Consider the following 16320-nt stretch of genomic DNA (forward strand, 5'->3'; position numbering starts at 1 on the left):
CGGCTCCTTTAAAGGCCGCGTTTTTTGTTGGTGGCTTACATAAAACTTACGTGACACTGCCCGGCCTGCCCGCGGTAATGCCCATGAAATTCCAATCAGGAGGGACTATGACGTACGCAGATTTTTATCAGGAATCAATCCGGCAACCGGAAAAATTCTGGGACCGGGAAGCACAGCTGATCGACTGGCACCGGCCGTATCAGCAGGTGCTCGATACCAGCTGTCCGCCATTTGCGCGCTGGTTCGTCGGCGGCGAGACCAATCTGTGCCACAACGCGGTAGACCGCTGGTTGCGTACCCAGCCTGATCAGCCCGCACTGATCGCTATTTCGACCGAAACCAATACCGAAAAAACGTATTCATTCGCTGAACTCCACGCTGAAGTGCAGCGCATGGCAGCCATTATGCAAAGCCTTGGTGTGAAGCAGGGCGACCGGGTGCTGATTTACATGCCGATGATTGCCGAGGCAGCATTTGCGATGCTGGCCTGCGCCCGCATTGGTGCGGTGCATTCTGTGGTGTTTGGCGGCTTTGCTTCCAAGAGTCTGGCAACGCGCATCGATGATGCGCAGCCCGTGCTGATCGTCTCAGCCGATGCCGGCATGCGCGGCGGTAAGGCTGTCCCTTACAAGCCTTTGCTGGATGAGGCGATCGCCGCTGCGGATCATCCGCCACAGCATGTGCTGCTGGTTAATCGCGGGCTCGACACCATGAATCTGGTCAGTGACCGGGATGTGGATTACGCCACATTACGGGCACAGTACATCAATGCGCAGGTGCCGGTCACCTGGTTGGAATCGAACGCGATGTCCTACGTGCTGTACACCTCGGGCACCACTGGCAAACCGAAGGGCGTGCAGCGTGATGTCGGTGGCTATGCAGTTGCGCTGGCGGCGTCGATGAAGCATATTTATTGCGGTAATCCGGGGGAAACTTATTTTGCCACTTCCGACATCGGCTGGGTGGTTGGGCATTCCTACATCGTGTACGGCCCGCTGATTGCCGGTATGGCGACCATCATGTACGAAGGTACACCGATTCGTCCGGACGCCGGTATCTGGTGGAGCATTGTCGAAAAATATAAAGTCACCCGTATGTTTTCTGCACCGACGGCCATCCGGGTGCTGAAAAAACATCCGCCTGAGCTGATGAAAAAATACGACCTGTCTTCTTTGAAAGCCCTGTACCTGGCAGGGGAACCGCTGGATGAAACTACTTCCGACTGGATTGCCGGAGAACTGGGAGTGCCGATTATCGATAATTACTGGCAGACAGAAACCGGCTGGCCGATTCTGTCGGTGGCCTGCGGTGTGGAGCATAAGGATACCCGGCTCGGCAGCCCCGGTGTGGCGATGTATGGCTATAACGTCTGCATCATCAATGAAAGCACCGGTGCGGAATGCGGTGCCGGAGAAAAAGGCGTGGTGGCGATCCGCGGCCCTTTGCCGCCGGGCTGTATGCAGACCGTGTACGGCGACGACCAGCGTTTTGTGAATACCTACTGGAGCAATTTTGCGCAGGAACAGCTGTATTCCACTTTTGACTGGGGCATCCGGGATGCCGATGGTTATTATTTTATTCTTGGTCGTACCGATGACGTGATCAATGTGGCAGGGCACCGTCTTGGCACCCGGGAAATTGAAGAGAGCATTTCCAGTCATGCGCAGGTTTCCGAGGTCGCGGTCGTTGGCGTGGAAGATAAACTTAAAGGACAGGTTGCCGTCGCCTTTGCGATTCTGAAACATCCCGAACTGGCCGCAACGCTGGAGCAGAAACTGGCACTGGAAGGCGAAGTCATGGCTGTAGTGGTCCGGCAACTGGGTGCGGTAGCGCGGCCAGCCCGCGTGCATTTTGTGACTATGTTGCCGAAAACCCGGTCCGGGAAGTTATTACGGCGCTCGATTCAGGCTATTTGCGAAGGACGGGATGCCGGCGATCTGACGACGATAGAAGATCCGTCATCATTAGTTCAGATCAAAGCGGCTGTCTCGGCTTGAGTTCAAGGATGCGGGAAATAAAAAAAGCGCGGACATCAGATTGTTCGCGCTTTTTTATGTCTGAAGCAAATGGCAGTATGGACGATGGCGACTGCATGAGTCACCACAACAGTTCAGACCAATAGTGCCGATGTCAGCGAGGAGACTTCCTCCTCGGATTCTTCCAGAATGCTGTTGAGTGTGCCATCGCCGACAACAAAATCAATTTCTGAAGCATACAGTTCTGCGTCAATTTCAGATGTGAAATCGAACGGCGAATGCCGGTGAGCAAGCTCATTAGCCAGCAGGATCGTGTCACCCAGGGTCTCTGGCGGCATGGCGCGCAAACCAAACCACAGGGCTTCCAGCGCTTCCACTACGGCTGCCGGCAGATGCAGGTTTTTGATGACTGCCCTGCCAATGATGGCTTCGGTGGTGTCCAGATCGACGACGGTATCTTCAAATTCGGGCAGCTCGCTGGTCACGGTTGGCGGTGCTTCCGGCTCCAGCAGCGATGGGAATTCTTCAGCGCGCGACAGCAGATAGAAGTTACCGACTTCATGCACGATGCCGGCAAACATGGCCGTGTCCGGATCAAGGCGTGTGATGCGACGGGCAATGACTTGCGACAATGCGGCAACCTGGGCCGTATGTTCCCAGAGTTCGTTGGCCATGCGCTGAATGTCTTTGTTTTTACTGGTTCCGGCAAGCTGGCGCACCACGATGGAAACCACGACAGCGCGTAATGTGCGGAAACCGAGCCGGGTAACTGCGGCTTTGACATTGGTGATGTCGGTTCCACGGCTGTAGGCTGCCGAATTGGCAATCGCCACAACGCGTGCAGCCAGCAGAGGTTCATTCAGGATCAGTTTGGTGACGGTATCTGCTGAACAATCGGGATCATCCAGAACTTGCTGAATTTTCAACGAGGCAGCGACATTGGTCGGGAATACCAGGTCGTCGTTGTTTGCTTGTTCGACGATGCATTTGAGTGCTTTCGATCTGTTCATCGCAGAGGTCTGTGTATTGGAGTTAAACATCGCAGATGTTTGCTGACTGCAACTCTACTTTTCTGCCTGAGGGAACAGCGGCAGAAATAATTGTTCAGGTTATCACAATTGCGCTGATTGCCGGAAAACCACAATATGATTTTCCGGCAATCAGTTTCCATACTTCATTTTGCTCGACTTACCTGTGAAGGTCAATCAAGCAACCTGAAAAAAGCAAACAAATGTCTATTTGTTGTTCTGCCGGGCGGCGATCCATTTCAGCATCTTCGTTTCCAGCAGTGAAAGCGGCAGGGTGCCATCACTCAGGATGGCATCGTGAAACTGACGTAAATCAAAGTGTGCGCCAATGCTGGCCTGCGCTTTTTGCCGTAATTCCATGATTTTTAATGCCCCGATCTTGTAACCGAGTGCCTGCCCTGGCCATGCCATATATCGCTCTATGCACTGACGGGAGGCGGCTTCGCTGTAACCCAGGGTTTCCTGCAGATATCGGATGCCCTGTTCGCGGGTCCAGCCTTTGACATGCATGCCTGTATCGACGACCAGTCGGGTTGCACGGAGCATTTCATCGCTCAGGTGTCCATAGTAGGCGGCAGGATCGTTTTCAAACAGCCCCATGTCGCGCCCCAGGGTTTCCGCATATAAGGCCCAGCCTTCGGTGTAGGCATTATTGCCACCGACTTTGCGGAACTGGGGAACATCCAGTTCCTGCAGGGTTGCCAGATGAAAATGATGACCAGGCTGCCCCTCATGCAGGAACAGTGTTTTCATGCCGGTTGTTGCATAGTCTGCCGGATTATTGATAACTGCCCAGAATACCCCGGGACGGGAGCCGTCAATCGCGGGAACAGAGTAATGGTCAGAAGCTGTTGCCCGGCTGATTTCCGGTTCGGAGCGGATATCCAGCGCTGCCCTGGGTATCTTTCCAAAAAATAATGGCAGTTTTTCCCGCACAGCAGCATCAATCGTGCGATAGGCGTCCAGCACTTCTTTTTCCGACTTGAACGGTCGGTAAGTCGTCTGCGCTTCCATCCAGGCTGGCAAGGCTTTGGGATCACCCTGATAACCCAGCTGCGGCCCGAGCCGCACGTATTCGTTTTGAATCCGCGCCACTTCTCGCAAGCCGATGGCATGAATCTGTTCCGGACTCAAACGGGTGGTGGTCTGGTCCCCGACCCAGGCGCGATACCAGCGTTCACCGTCAGGCAGAGCGCTCCAGCCGGTGCTTGTACGGCTGACTGGCAGATATTCCTGATTCAGAAACTGGGTAAATTGTTGCAGTGCTGGTAAAACCTTATCCTGAATGACGCTGCGGTAATCTTTGCTCAGACGCAGTTTGTCAGCTTCACTGAAGCCCGCCGGAAAATGGCTGACTGGCAGATAGTAAGGATGGCTTTCTATCTTGTCGCCGATTAGTTGCGTATATTGCGGCAACATCGAAAGTACCAGCGCTCTGGGCAGAACGATCTGGCGGCGCATACCTTCACGCATATTGGCTGTTGCCTGTTGCAACCATCCCGGCAATTGCTTCAGACGGTTCAGATAGGCGTCGTACTGGGGAACGGTTTTCAGCAGTTGTGCGCTCTGACCGCTGGCAAAATGCGCCATGGTCAGAGGAATGCTGTCCATCTGATTGACTGGCATCAGGCGGTCGTCAAAAGCCGACATTTTGATCGCAGTGTCCAGTTCGTATTGCAGGCAATCATAAGTGACCTGATCTGCGGCGGAGAGCTGCGTGCGGCTGATCTGGCGTAATTCACCGGCTAGCTGGCGCCACATGGCAATCTGCTTTGTCTTGACCTTAAGATCCAGGGTTTGCGGTAGCTGGTCATCATAACGGTTGTCGCCGTTGTAAGTTGCAGCGACGGGTTCAAAACGCGCCTGCTGTTCGTAATACCGCTCAGCCAGTGCCGCCAGTTTTTTTGCTCCGGTTTTGGGAGCGTTGCTGCTGACGGTCTGTGGCGCAGCATTGATTGTTGCCTGACTATCCAGTGGCGCAGCGCTAAGGTGATGGCTGCTGGGGAGGGCGACAAAGAGTAAACTCAGTGACAGGGAATAGCGTCTTTTTTTCATGGCTGGCGGTGAACAAGGGAAACTGCGGTATTTTACGGTACCTGCTATCAGAATCTGCGCAGAGAGTGTAGAAAAAATCAGTTCTGTAGCAAGATTCAGAAAATTGTTTCGCCAAGTAGTCTCATGAATCAGCTTCAGCATTCAGTTGATATAAAGTCGGTATTTGTCGGGAAAAGGATCAAACGACGAAGTGCCTGTCGCTGGATACTATGGTTGGATCAGCCCGGTTTGTAATATCTGCACTTCATGTAAAATCCTTTGCCACTGCTTGAAGACAGGATTTTTATGAAACTTGCCACCCTGAAAGACGGTTCCCGCGATGGTCAGCTGATCGTGGTTGCCAGGGATTTAAAGACAGCCTGCATCGCTGACGGTATTGCACCGACCTTGCAGCGGGCGCTGGATGACTGGGGCTTCATCGCTCCGCAGCTTGAGGCTTTATCTGTCCAGCTCAATACCGGAAAGGCTGCCAACAGCTTTGAATTTGATCCAACCCGTTGCATGGCGCCGTTGCCGCGTGCTTTTCAGTGGGCAGACGGTTCGTCGTATGTGAATCATGTTGAGTTGGTGCGTAAAGCCAGGAATGCCGAGATGCCAGACAGCTTCTGGCATGATCCTCTGATGTATCAGGGCGGCAGCGATGATTTTATCGGACCTTGCGACGATATCGTGTTGGCATCGGCGGAATGGGGAATTGATTTTGAAAGTGAAGTTGCGGTCATTACCGGCGACGTTCCCATGGGTGTCAAGGTGAATCATGCCGGGGAATACATCCGGCTTCTGATGCTGGTCAACGATGTTTCATTGCGCCATCTGATTCCGGCTGAATTGGCGAAAGGTTTTGGTTTTTTTCAGTCGAAACCAGCTTCCAGTTTTTCGCCGGTCGCGGTCACTCCTGATGAATTAGGCGATGCCTGGCAGGATGGAAAAGTCCATTTACCATTGCGCTCGGTCTGGAACGGCAATCTGGTCGGCCAGCCGAATGCCGGAGTGGATATGGTGTTTTCATTCCCCCAGCTGATTACCCACTTGTGCAAAACCAGACGGGCCAGAGCCGGTACCATCATTGGCTCCGGCACCGTATCGAATAAAGACGCAGGGAACGGGTATAGCTGTATTGCGGAAAAACGCGCACTGGAAATGATTGCAACCGGCGCGCCAGTTACAGATTTTATGCAATTCGGCGACAGCATCAGAATTGAAATGCTGGATAAAAATGGCAAATCTATTTTCGGTACGATTAATCAGAGCGTCGTGGAATCCGGAGAATCCTGATGCAAGATGCATGAGCGCTGCGAACAATATAACCGCAGCGTTTTGCCAAAGATAAAAAGCTGCTGCAACCCGCTTCTTCAACAGGAGTTTTTTTATTGCCTGCCAAGCTGGAAGAAAATATTTCTGGCGCCATGCTGCCCAAATGCAAAGCCGAGATAGATCGGCCCGATGAAGCTGTTAAATCCGGCGAACAGGCTCATGCTTTTGCGTAAAGAGGTGGCAGAAATATCCTTACCGCTGTTCCACGTATTCCCCGCTTCCAGCGAGGAGCCCAGAAACAGGCTTTGCCCCGCCATTTCAAAATTCACCGCTCGCAGCAGATAGGTCGCGCTGCCATACAGCATATAGTTGCCGCTGAACTGATCCGGCTGGTAGGCCGAGAGTTTCTGGAAGCCGCCAAGCGTAGAACCCAGCCCACGGATTTCCGTGTCTTTCTGGAACAGTCCGGCACCGCTGAATTTCAGATTCACGCTGTGATTACCGACACTTTTTGCCCAGATGCTGTTGACGCTGAATTCCTGATAGCTGTTGCGTGATTTATCAAGGCCGAGGAACAGACTGCTGTCGAATTTGTAGCCATCACGTGGAAAGCTGGGGTCGCTGAGTTGATCGATCACCAGTCCGGTTTTGATGCCGAACTGTTGTAAGTCGGCGCTGGGAAGCGTGCCGTTCGACAGACTGCCGTCCGGATTGCTGATCAGCAGCCCACCCAGTTTCGGACGCACGCTGTAGTGATTGAAATGCACCCCAACCCGCGCTTCTCCCAGCACACTCTGTTCTCCGATTTTATAGGCGACATCGACACCGGCTTTTTCTGAACGAAGCGTATATTCTGCCAGCCGGATATCGTCCTTGTAATAGTTCAGGCTGTTTTCATTGAATTCGAGGTAGGGTGAGACATAGGTGCCTTCCCGTTCAAATAAAGGCTGACGCAATTCGGTATGCAGTTTGATGATATTGCCAAACTCGACATCGTTACGCCATTCCAGCCCGCCTTCGGTCAGCCAGGGGCGACGATGGCCGACTTGCAGGCGATAACCGCCGGCACCGTCAAAACCGCTCGACAGACTCAGGCCGAAACGCAGGAAATGTGGTCCCCAGTTTCTTCCCGTTGCTTTGATGCGTATGCCGTATTCATCATCCCGCTGCACCAGTTCGTGGCTGATGCTGTCAAATTCTCTGGCATTGTTCAGGATTGCCAGTTTGCGGTTGATTTCTTCCGCGTCATACATGGAGCCGATTTTGATCGATAGCTGGCGGCGTATATCGTGTGCCGGGATCGCCCCGTCGGTATCAATATCAACAAAGGCGATGCGCAGCGGCGGCAACTGAGGATTCAGACGCATTTGCTGTGTCGCCATGTGCAGATGTTCCGACAGGCTCAGTGCTACCAGTTGATCCGCCAAGCCTTGCGTTGATTTTTCTCCGATTTGAGTTGCTTCTTTGGCGCGGTCAAAATCCATGAAACCGATGTCGCCCAGTGGCGGTTCAATCAGGATATCCTGTTTCCGCAGCAAGCTTTTTTGCGCCTGCACGTTTTGCTCCGTCAGGATATTCACCATTTGCTGGCTGACGCTGAACAGCGTCTGTAACTGATTCCGGGGCAACAATGGAGTCCCGATATTGACCGCGATGATGATGTCAGCTCCCATGTCGCGGGCAATATCGACCGGTAAGTTTCTGACCAGGCCGCCGTCGGACAACAGATGGCCGTCAATTTCTATCGGCGCAAAGACGCCGGGTGCGGCCATGCTGGCCCTGATTGCTTTGTGTAGTGAACCCTTATTAAACACCACCATCTTGCCGGTTTCCAGATCAGTCGCGACGGCGCGGAAAGGAATCGGCAACCGGTCAAAGTCAATTTCCGGCGGCAGATGCGAGGTCCAGTTCTGGATCAGCTCCTGAAACTGGCTTGCCTGGGTGACTCCCGCAGGTAATTTGACACCATTGGAACTGAGGCCCAGTGTCGCCCCGAGTGGATAGGATTCATCTTCTTCCCGTATCGATTGCGGTAGCATACGCCGGTCTACACGATCGAGTGCGATATCGTTGAGCTTGAGTTTTTCGAGGCGTTTTTCGATTTCTGACGCAGGCAGTCCTGCGGCATATAAGCCGCCGACGACGGCTCCCATGCTGGTGCCTGCAATGCAGTCGATCGGGATATGCATAGCTTCCAGCTGTTTCAGTACCCCGATATGGGCGAATCCCCGTGCTCCGCCTCCGGATAACACCAGGCATATTTTCTGGGGACGGGTCTGCAGGTGCTGCACGGTCATGCTCTCCGCGGAGACATCCGCCAGGAAAAAACACGGCAGGATCACCGCCAGCAGAGTCTGGAGCAGCAGTATGCGGTATGGGAGAAATCGATTGAGCATGGAATTCTTGTCTGGGTCTCTATATACTGCCGGAAGTATATTAATCATGCTTTATTCAGGATAAAAAGCATAAGCTAACGATTCGTGACTTTCTATGAACTTACATCAATTACGTTTTGTACGCGAAGCAGTCAGGCAGAATTTTAATCTGACTGAGGCTGCAAAGGCGTTGTTTACTTCGCAACCAGGTGTATCAAAGGCCATTATCGAGCTGGAAGAGGAGCTGGGCGTGGATATCTTCACCCGCCACGGCAAACGTATCCGCGGACTGACGGAGCCGGGGCGGGCGGTGCTGAAGTCGGTCGAGCTGATTATGCAGGAAATTGACGGTTTAAAACGGATCGGCAAAGAATATGCTGCGCAGGACAGCGGCAGCTTTACGATTGCCACCACGCATACACAGGCGCGCTATGCTCTGCCGAAGGTGGTGCAGGCCTTTATGCAGAAATATCCGAAAGTCCGTCTTTCCCTGTTACAAGGCAGCCCAAAGCAGATTGCTGAAATGGTCATGCGGGATCAGGCAGACCTGGTGATCGCTACAGAGTCGATTTCCGGTTTTGATGGTCTGATCTCCCTGCCTTGCTACCAATGGGAACATATACTGATCGTGCCGCCGGAACATCCTTTATTGAAGCTGAAAAATGTCACGCTGGAAGAGATCGTACATTATCCACTGGTGACTTATGATTCCGCCTTTGCCGGACGCAGCAAGATCGATCATGCCTTTCAATTACGGGATCTGAAGCCGGACATTTTGCTTGAAGCGATTGATGCCGACGTGATTAAAACCTATGTTGAGCTGGGAATGGGAATCGGCATCATCGCCGGCATGGCATTCGATCCGGAGCGCGACAAAAATCTGCGCGCGATACCAGTCGGGCATTTGTTCGGCATGAATGTCTCACGTGTCGCCATCAAGCAGGGCGCATATCTGCGCAGTTATATTTACACTTTCATTGAGCTGCTGAATCCGACCCTGACAAGAAAAATGGTGGACAACGTGTTGCAGGGAAATAAAGATAATTACGATTTATAAAAAATCGCCACCAATCGAAATAGGGTACGCAGTCGGCCGCTCCCCTTCGCGGTAAAAGCGTGTGCAGAACACAGAACACAAAAACAAATTCCGTTATGAATGAACAGACTATGCGTGACTATTATGCTCAGCGCGCTGAAAAACTTGAGCAGATTTACACTCTCCCCGAACGGCAACAGGATTTGCAGGAAATCGCTGAGCGGGTCAATGCTTTGCTCAGAAATCAGCAGGTGCTGGAACTGGCCTGCGGAACCGGATTCTGGACCGAAAAATATGCTGCGCAAGCAGCCAGCGTTCATGCCACGGACATCAATCAGAACATGCTCGATCTGGCGCAAAAAAAGCCATACCCGCCAGGAAAAGTCAGTTTTTCGGTAGCGGATATTCATCATCTGCCGTCAGCGCAACCGTGCCAGTATTCCGCATGTTTTGCCGGATTTCTCTGGTCCCATACGAAGCGTGAGCAGCAGACGGAGCTGTTGCAGGGATTCAGTCGTGCTGCAGGAGCAGGAAGCCTGCTGATAATGATCGATAATAACGATGTTGAAGGGAGTAGTCTGCCAGTGGCGCGGACCGACGTCGAAGGCAATACCTACCAACTGAGGACGCAGGAAGATGGCAGCCGCGTCGAAATAGTCAAAAATTTTCCGAGCGACAGTGCCTTACGTAAAAAACTCGGAGGGTTGGTCAGGGATATCCGTATTTTCAGGAATCAATATTACTGGTTGCTGAGTTGTGTTCTGAAATGAGAACAGCCATTTGCTCTAGTATTGTTCCTCGATTCTGAGGCGTGCTACATTGCAGTTCATTTTTCACTCAAAGTTCACTCAAAGGAGCAGACATGGATTTGCAGGCATGCACAGAAGCAATTCGTACCAAGGTTGGGAATGACAGCGGATTGAATTCCACATTGAAATTCGATTGCGGTAGCGATGGTGTGGTTTTTGTGGATGCATTGACTGCACCGAATTCCGTCTCGAATGATAACCAGGATGCGGCATGCACCATCACGATTTCTCTGGAAAATCTGGGCGCGCTGCTAACTGGTCAGTTAAATCCGATGAATGGTTTCATGATGGGCAAACTGAAAGTGGCTGGTGACATGGGCGTCGCAATGCGCCTGCAGACCGTCGTCTGAGCCTGATTTTATTGGCCGGCATACCGTCATTGACGTGTTTTCGGTATCGTAAAAAGCTGCAGCGCATTTTTGTGCCGCAGCTTTTTTCTTGGGATCGCTGATACAGATGACAGCAGTAAGGAGCAAATCAAAGGATGGGGATGTTGACGATTCTTCCGCAGGACTGGCAATGCGAAATACAAGATGGCGATAGCTTGCTGGAAGCTGCTTTGCTGGCAGGATTTCGCCTGCCGAATTCCTGTCGCAACGGCACTTGCCGGACATGTTTATGCCGCTTACAGGCCGGTCAGGTACATTACCGCATTGAGTGGCCCGGACTCAGTGCTGAAGAAAAAACAGATGGCTGGATATTGCCTTGTGTTGCAGAGGCTGATGGTAATGTTGTGATCAGCGTCCCCGCAGCAGTCATGGTTTGGCCTGAAAGTTAAACTGTGTTCTGTTTTGCGGCACACCTGTGATCGCACGGTGATAAAAAATAAAAATTCTTAAGGTGGATTAGCCCGATGCATCGATCCTTATACAATCAAAGGCTTGCTAACAAAAATTAATAAAGCCAACAGAATCACAGACGACAGGTTGATACATGAAAAACAAAATATTTGATGATCCGGAGTTTCAGAAACTGCTGACACAGATTATTGAAGAACAGATTCCTTTTTGCCGTTTGCTCGGCATGAAAGTGCACAGCCTCGAACCTGATTCTCCGGCGCTGACACTGACGATGAAACCTGAGTTGCTGGGTAATTTTGCGCAGGGGATGCTGCATGGCGGTGTGATTGCCTCTGTGCTGGATAGCGTGGCTGGCGTGGCGATTTTGTTGAAACTGGCGCAACAGCAACCGAAGGAGGATGTGTTTTCCCAGCTCAGGGAATTTGGTCTGATGAGCACGATTGATTTGCGGATTGATTATCTGAAGCCGGGAAAAGGGCAGTCGTTTACTGCCAATGCAGAAGTGACTCGCCTGGGAAAGCGGGTAGCTAATGTGCTGATGACGCTGCGGAATGAACAAAATGAATTAGTGGCAACCGGTGCTGCTGCATTTATGTTGCATGAAAGAAATTAATTGAAGAAAGCATCAGGAGTGTTTATGTAATAAAGGAAAAACAATTTTTTTCGTTAATGTGCGTTCCCCCCTGCGCGACGGCTCAAACCAGCAGGTATCGTACCGGATAAAATGAAAAAATAAGTAAAAACAACCTTAATTGACGTGAACTGCATTTTTATTTTACTTTCCCTTAAAAATTGTGCGTATAATCAGGTGGTCGTTGAGATTCAAAGTGGTAGTGCAGTATCAGTCTGTCATTTCTTACTTGGTTGAAACGATTTATCGGGTAAACACCCACATTAACTGAAATAGGAAATAGTAATGGCAACTGGTATTGTTAAATGGTTCAATGATTCTAAAGGTTTTGGTTTCATTACACCTGATGAAGGCGGTGAAGATTTGTTCGCGCATTTTTCCGCTATTGTGTCTTCCGGCTTCAAATCTTTGAAAGAAAACCAACGCGTTTCTTTCGAAGTAACGACAGGCCCTAAAGGCAAACAGGCTTCGAATATCCAGCCTCTGTAATTTTTACAGATGATCTGGCTGTTTTTCAGCCCGTTAAAAAACCCCGACTTGTCGGGGTTTTTTTTTGCCTGTTTATTTTTTTTAACTGTTAAATTTAATGCATGTGATTATTCTGGATAAAAAAATCTTTATACTGCCTTATCTGTTTAAAGATAAATTTCTTGTTGGTAATCAATATTTTTTAATCAAACTTTTGTATCCTTGCTGAGATAAATACATACAGCCACCGGAGATAAAGCAATGTTTAATTTAACGATCAGATTGCGTTTGATTGGCACCATGGGTTTCATGGCGGTGATGCTCGTCATTGGTGGATTGATGGGTGTTTATGGCGTTCACAACAGTAATAACGTGATCCAGGAAATTGCATCTAACGAGATGCCATCCGTTGAAGCATTAGGGCAGTCGCAAATCTATCTGTTGCGTGCAAGGACAGCTATCGACAGAGGGATCGCGCATCCTGAATATCCCGATACCGCTGAAACGATCAAGCGTGCGGAAATTTTCCTCGATAAATCAGAGGAAAAATGGAAGCGTTATTTAACGTTGCCGCAGAGTGTGAATGAAAAGAAAATTTCTGCAGAGACAGCAGTGACCCGGGAAAAATTTGTGAAAGAAGCATTCATCCCGATGACGGCTGCGATTAAAAGCGGTAACAAAGATGAAGCAGACCGCATCAATATGACGATTGCTCCTAAATTGTTCAGTGTCTACGCCGACCAGATCAGCAAACTCAGCGAATACCAATTCCAGTCTTCAGCTGACGCACTGAAGAAGAGTGAGGCGGAGTTCACCACCTTCATCTGGGTGGATATGCTCGGCGTTTGTGGCGGTCTGATTGCCGTTTTTGTCTCTGCCTATTTTTTGCTGCGTGCAATTTCTCAGCCTTTACACCAGGCGTTACGTCAGTTCGGTGCAATTGGCAATGGCGATCTGACACAGCAATTGAAACCGGCATCGAAAGATGAAATGGGCGAGCTGGTTGCCGGGTTGGAGAATATGCGTCAAAGCCTGGTCCAGACCGTGACGATGGTGCGGCAGGGAAGCAGTTCCATTGCGATCTCCGCCGAGGAAATAGCCACGGGTAATATGGATCTGTCTTCTCGTACCGAACAGCAGGCAGCCAGTCTGGAAGAAACCGCTTCCTCGATGGAGGAACTGACTTCCACTGTGCAGCAGAATGCCGACAACGCGCGTCAGGCCAATACGCTGGCACTGACTGCTTCGGAAGTAGCAACCAAGGGTGGCAAGGTGGTGGGGGATGTGGTGCATACCATGTCTTCCATCAAAGACAGCTCGAAGAAAATTTTTGACATTATCGGCGTGATTGATGGCATCGCGTTTCAGACCAATATTCTGGCGCTGAATGCAGCTGTTGAGGCGGCCAGAGCAGGCGAGCAGGGACGCGGTTTTGCGGTGGTGGCCAGTGAGGTGCGGAATCTGGCGCAGCGTTCTGCCAATGCAGCAAAAGAAATCAAAGAGCTGATCAGTAATTCGGTCGATAAGATTGAAGAAGGTTCGCAACTGGTGGATAACGCAGGCAAAACCATGGATGAAATCGTGGTATCGATCAAGAGCGTAGCTGACATCATGGCAGAAATTACTGCCGCCAGTGCCGAGCAAAGTGATGGCATCAATCAGGTGAATCAGGCGATCACCAAAATGGATGAAGCTACACAGCAAAATGCAGCGTTGGTGGAAGAGGCTGCTGCGGCGGCTGGCAGTATGCGTGAGCAGGCTGAAAATCTGAATCAGGCGGTTGGTATTTTCAAATTGCAGGCAGAGGCTTCCGGTTATCAGCGTCCGTCTGTTGCTGCCAGTCCGGCTCCGGTAGTGCGACCTGTTGCAAAATCCAGTCAGCCAGTGGTGAAGGCGGCGAAGCCTCTGATCACGGCCGGCAATGCATCGGCGAAAGCGGCCAAAGCTTCAGCGGAAGGTGATTGGGAGGAATTCTGATTTCCCTGTTTGTTTGCACTTGTGTTTCGTGCAGTACGTATTCGTATCAAAAAACGGGTGATTGATTCATCCGTTTTTTTTCAGTGGAAAATACCGCCATTCCTGAACAGCCACCTGAGCATGATGATCAGGATTTTTTCCAGTAATCCGGTTTATTGTAGGCTTGTCGCAAAAAATCGACAAAGGCGCGTATCCGTAGCGGTAAATGCCGGCGCTGCGCAAAAATCGCGTAAATGTCATTTCCCGGAGCGGTGTACTCGTCCAGTACCGTGACCAGTTTTCCGGATTCAATTTCTGCGCCAACCTCCCATATTGAGCGCCATGCCAGCCCTTTTCCTGCCAGCGCCCAGTCATGCAGTACTTCGCCGTCGTTACAGACCATATTGCCTTCAGCCTTGATAGTGACATTTTTCCCATGTTGTCGGAATGTCCAGCCGCGCTGGCTGCCGTCGGAACTGAAGGCGAGGCAATTATGGTGGCTGAGCTCATCAATGCTGCGCGGTGTGCCATGGCGTTTCAGATAAGTGGGCGAGGCGACGACGACGCGCTTGTTATCGGCGAGCTTCACGCCGATCAGGTTAGAGTCAGTCAGCGAAGCAATACGGATCGCAACGTCAATCCCTTCGCCAATCAGATCCACCACACGGTCGTTCAGACTCAGGGTCAGTTTCAGATCCTGATGATCTGCCAGAAATGAGGGAATCAACGGAGCCACATGTTGCCTGCCAAAACCGGCTGGTGCTGAAATCGTCAGCGCACCACTGGCATGCGCACTGCGCTCGGACACCGAAGACTCTGCTTCCTCAAGATCAGCCAGGATGCGCTGGCAATCCTCCAGAAAAGAGGCGCCTTCGTTGGTGAGTGCAATCTTACGGGTCGTGCGCTGCACAAGTTTTACTCCCAGCCGTTCTTCCAGCGCGTCCAGCCGCCGGCTGATCATGGCGGGAGCCACGCCCTCAGCACGCGCCGCTGCTGACAGGCTGCCCCTTGTGGCAACTTCGGTAAAAGTGCTGATCTGTTTGAACTGATCCATATTACGCATCCTGTTATCAGAATATTGGCGACAGTGTACATTTAGCATTGTGCCTTTATTTTTAACTTAAAGTAAAAGATAAAGTGAGTTATATGTATATTTATGTTGATTTTTATTGCATATACTGTGCTGCATGTGAGTGAGCATCACTTTGGCATGGTAAAGGGGTTGGCACGATGTCTATTCAGGCAATTGCATTCGATGCGTATGGCACGCTGTTTGACGTTTATTCGGTCAATGTGCTGGGCGATAAATTATTTCCCGGCCGAGGCGAAGCGCTGGCGCAATTATGGCGCAGCAAGCAAATTGAATATACCCAGTTACGCACGATGTGCAGTATGTACAAGCCTTTCTGGGAAGTGACGCAGGATGCGCTGGTTTTCAGCTGCAAAAAACTGGGGCTGGAGCTGAGTCTGGAAGCGCAGAATGCACTCATGGGAGAATATGCCCGCCTGAAGGCATTTCCGGAAAATCTGGCTGTATTACGCGATTTGCATGCGCAAGGGCTGAAGCTGTCCATCTTATCGAATGGAACCAGCCATATGCTGCAGTCTGCAGTCGAGGCTGCAGGTATGCAGGGATTATTCAGCCACCTGCTGTCGGTGGACAGTGTCCGCAAATATAAAACCGCACCGGAAGCTTATCAGCTCGGTCCGGATACCTTCGGCGTACCGGCCAAGCAGATTTTGTTCGTTTCCAGCAATGCGTGGGATGTGTGTTGTGCGACCTGGTTTGGTTACACCACCTTCTGGGTTAATCGTCAGCAGGCGCCGCTGGAAGAGTTGGGTGTCGCGCCGCATGGAACTGGCCGCACTCTGCAGGATGTGATCGATTTTGTTGAAAAGAACCGTTATTGAAATTGGTATTCCATTTTATTG

The 16320-nt window shown here is 51.1% G+C and carries 14 protein-coding genes; 10 read left to right on the forward strand and 4 right to left on the reverse strand.

The features are described 5' to 3' along the window. Window positions 1–107 precede the first annotated feature (107 nt). Window positions 108–1997 (forward strand): propionate--CoA ligase, encoded by a 1890-nt coding sequence (locus tag HV832_RS15795; RefSeq protein WP_176804816.1) that lies wholly within the window; start codon window positions 108–110, stop codon window positions 1995–1997. 113 nt (window positions 1998–2110) lie between these two features. Here the strand turns inward: HV832_RS15795 and HV832_RS15800 are convergent, their stop codons facing one another. Then, window positions 2111–2986: an HDOD domain-containing protein gene (locus HV832_RS15800; RefSeq protein WP_176804817.1), complete on the reverse strand. Its 876-nt coding sequence runs from the start codon at window positions 2984–2986 to the stop codon at window positions 2111–2113. Between the two features lie 225 nt (window positions 2987–3211). Further along, window positions 3212–5059 carry a DUF885 domain-containing protein gene (locus HV832_RS15805; protein WP_176804818.1) on the reverse strand — a complete coding sequence of 616 codons (1848 nt, stop codon included), beginning with the start codon at window positions 5057–5059 and terminating at the stop codon, window positions 3212–3214. A 285-nt stretch (window positions 5060–5344) separates the two neighbouring features. Here HV832_RS15805 and HV832_RS15810 point away from each other — a divergent pair, with 285 nt between their 5' ends. After that, complete coding sequence (locus HV832_RS15810; RefSeq protein WP_176804819.1) at window positions 5345–6334, forward strand: fumarylacetoacetate hydrolase family protein; 990 nt, start codon at window positions 5345–5347, stop codon at window positions 6332–6334. Window positions 6335–6426: 92 nt separating this feature from the next. On the opposite strand, the gene HV832_RS15815 is transcribed toward HV832_RS15810, so the two are convergent. Further along, window positions 6427–8709 (reverse strand): patatin-like phospholipase family protein, encoded by a 2283-nt coding sequence (locus HV832_RS15815; protein WP_176804820.1) that lies wholly within the window; start codon window positions 8707–8709, stop codon window positions 6427–6429. Between the two features lie 94 nt (window positions 8710–8803). On the opposite strand from HV832_RS15815, the gene HV832_RS15820 reads away from it, so the two are divergent. The 7 genes from HV832_RS15820 (at window position 8804) to HV832_RS17535 (ending at window position 14409) form a co-directional block, all read left to right on the forward strand. Further along, entirely contained in the window at window positions 8804–9745 is a 942-nt protein-coding gene (locus tag HV832_RS15820; RefSeq protein WP_176804821.1) for a CysB family HTH-type transcriptional regulator, read from the forward strand. Between the two features lie 95 nt (window positions 9746–9840). Further along, the gene (locus tag HV832_RS15825; RefSeq protein ID WP_176804822.1) at window positions 9841–10494 is read left to right on the forward strand and encodes a class I SAM-dependent methyltransferase; all 654 of its coding nucleotides are present in this window, start codon (window positions 9841–9843) and stop codon (window positions 10492–10494) included. Window positions 10495–10586: 92 nt separating this feature from the next. Beyond that, window positions 10587–10883, forward strand: coding sequence for an SCP2 sterol-binding domain-containing protein (locus tag HV832_RS15830; protein WP_176804823.1), 297 nt, complete (start codon window positions 10587–10589; stop codon window positions 10881–10883). 140 nt (window positions 10884–11023) lie between these two features. Then, on the forward strand, window positions 11024–11311 hold the full coding sequence (locus tag HV832_RS15835; RefSeq protein ID WP_223827325.1) for a 2Fe-2S iron-sulfur cluster-binding protein: 288 nt from the start codon (window positions 11024–11026) through the stop codon (window positions 11309–11311). Between the two features lie 155 nt (window positions 11312–11466). After that, window positions 11467–11946: a thioesterase family protein gene (locus HV832_RS15840; protein WP_176804825.1), complete on the forward strand. Its 480-nt coding sequence runs from the start codon at window positions 11467–11469 to the stop codon at window positions 11944–11946. A 303-nt stretch (window positions 11947–12249) separates the two neighbouring features. Beyond that, complete coding sequence (locus HV832_RS15845; RefSeq protein ID WP_162021796.1) at window positions 12250–12453, forward strand: cold-shock protein; 204 nt, start codon at window positions 12250–12252, stop codon at window positions 12451–12453. A 240-nt stretch (window positions 12454–12693) separates the two neighbouring features. Beyond that, window positions 12694–14409 carry a methyl-accepting chemotaxis protein gene (locus HV832_RS17535; protein ID WP_176804827.1) on the forward strand — a complete coding sequence of 572 codons (1716 nt, stop codon included), beginning with the start codon at window positions 12694–12696 and terminating at the stop codon, window positions 14407–14409. Between the two features lie 127 nt (window positions 14410–14536). Here the strand turns inward: HV832_RS17535 and HV832_RS15855 are convergent, their stop codons facing one another. Further along, window positions 14537–15442: a LysR family transcriptional regulator gene (locus HV832_RS15855; protein WP_176804829.1), complete on the reverse strand. Its 906-nt coding sequence runs from the start codon at window positions 15440–15442 to the stop codon at window positions 14537–14539. Between the two features lie 176 nt (window positions 15443–15618). On the opposite strand from HV832_RS15855, the gene HV832_RS15860 reads away from it, so the two are divergent. Further along, window positions 15619–16299: a haloacid dehalogenase type II gene (locus HV832_RS15860; protein WP_176804831.1), complete on the forward strand. Its 681-nt coding sequence runs from the start codon at window positions 15619–15621 to the stop codon at window positions 16297–16299. Window positions 16300–16320 lie beyond the last annotated feature (21 nt).

It is taken from the genome of Cognatundibacterium oligocarboniphilum (genome assembly GCF_013377855.1).
In the GTDB taxonomy this organism is placed as follows: Bacteria; Pseudomonadota; Gammaproteobacteria; order Burkholderiales; family Burkholderiaceae_D; genus Undibacterium; species Undibacterium oligocarboniphilum.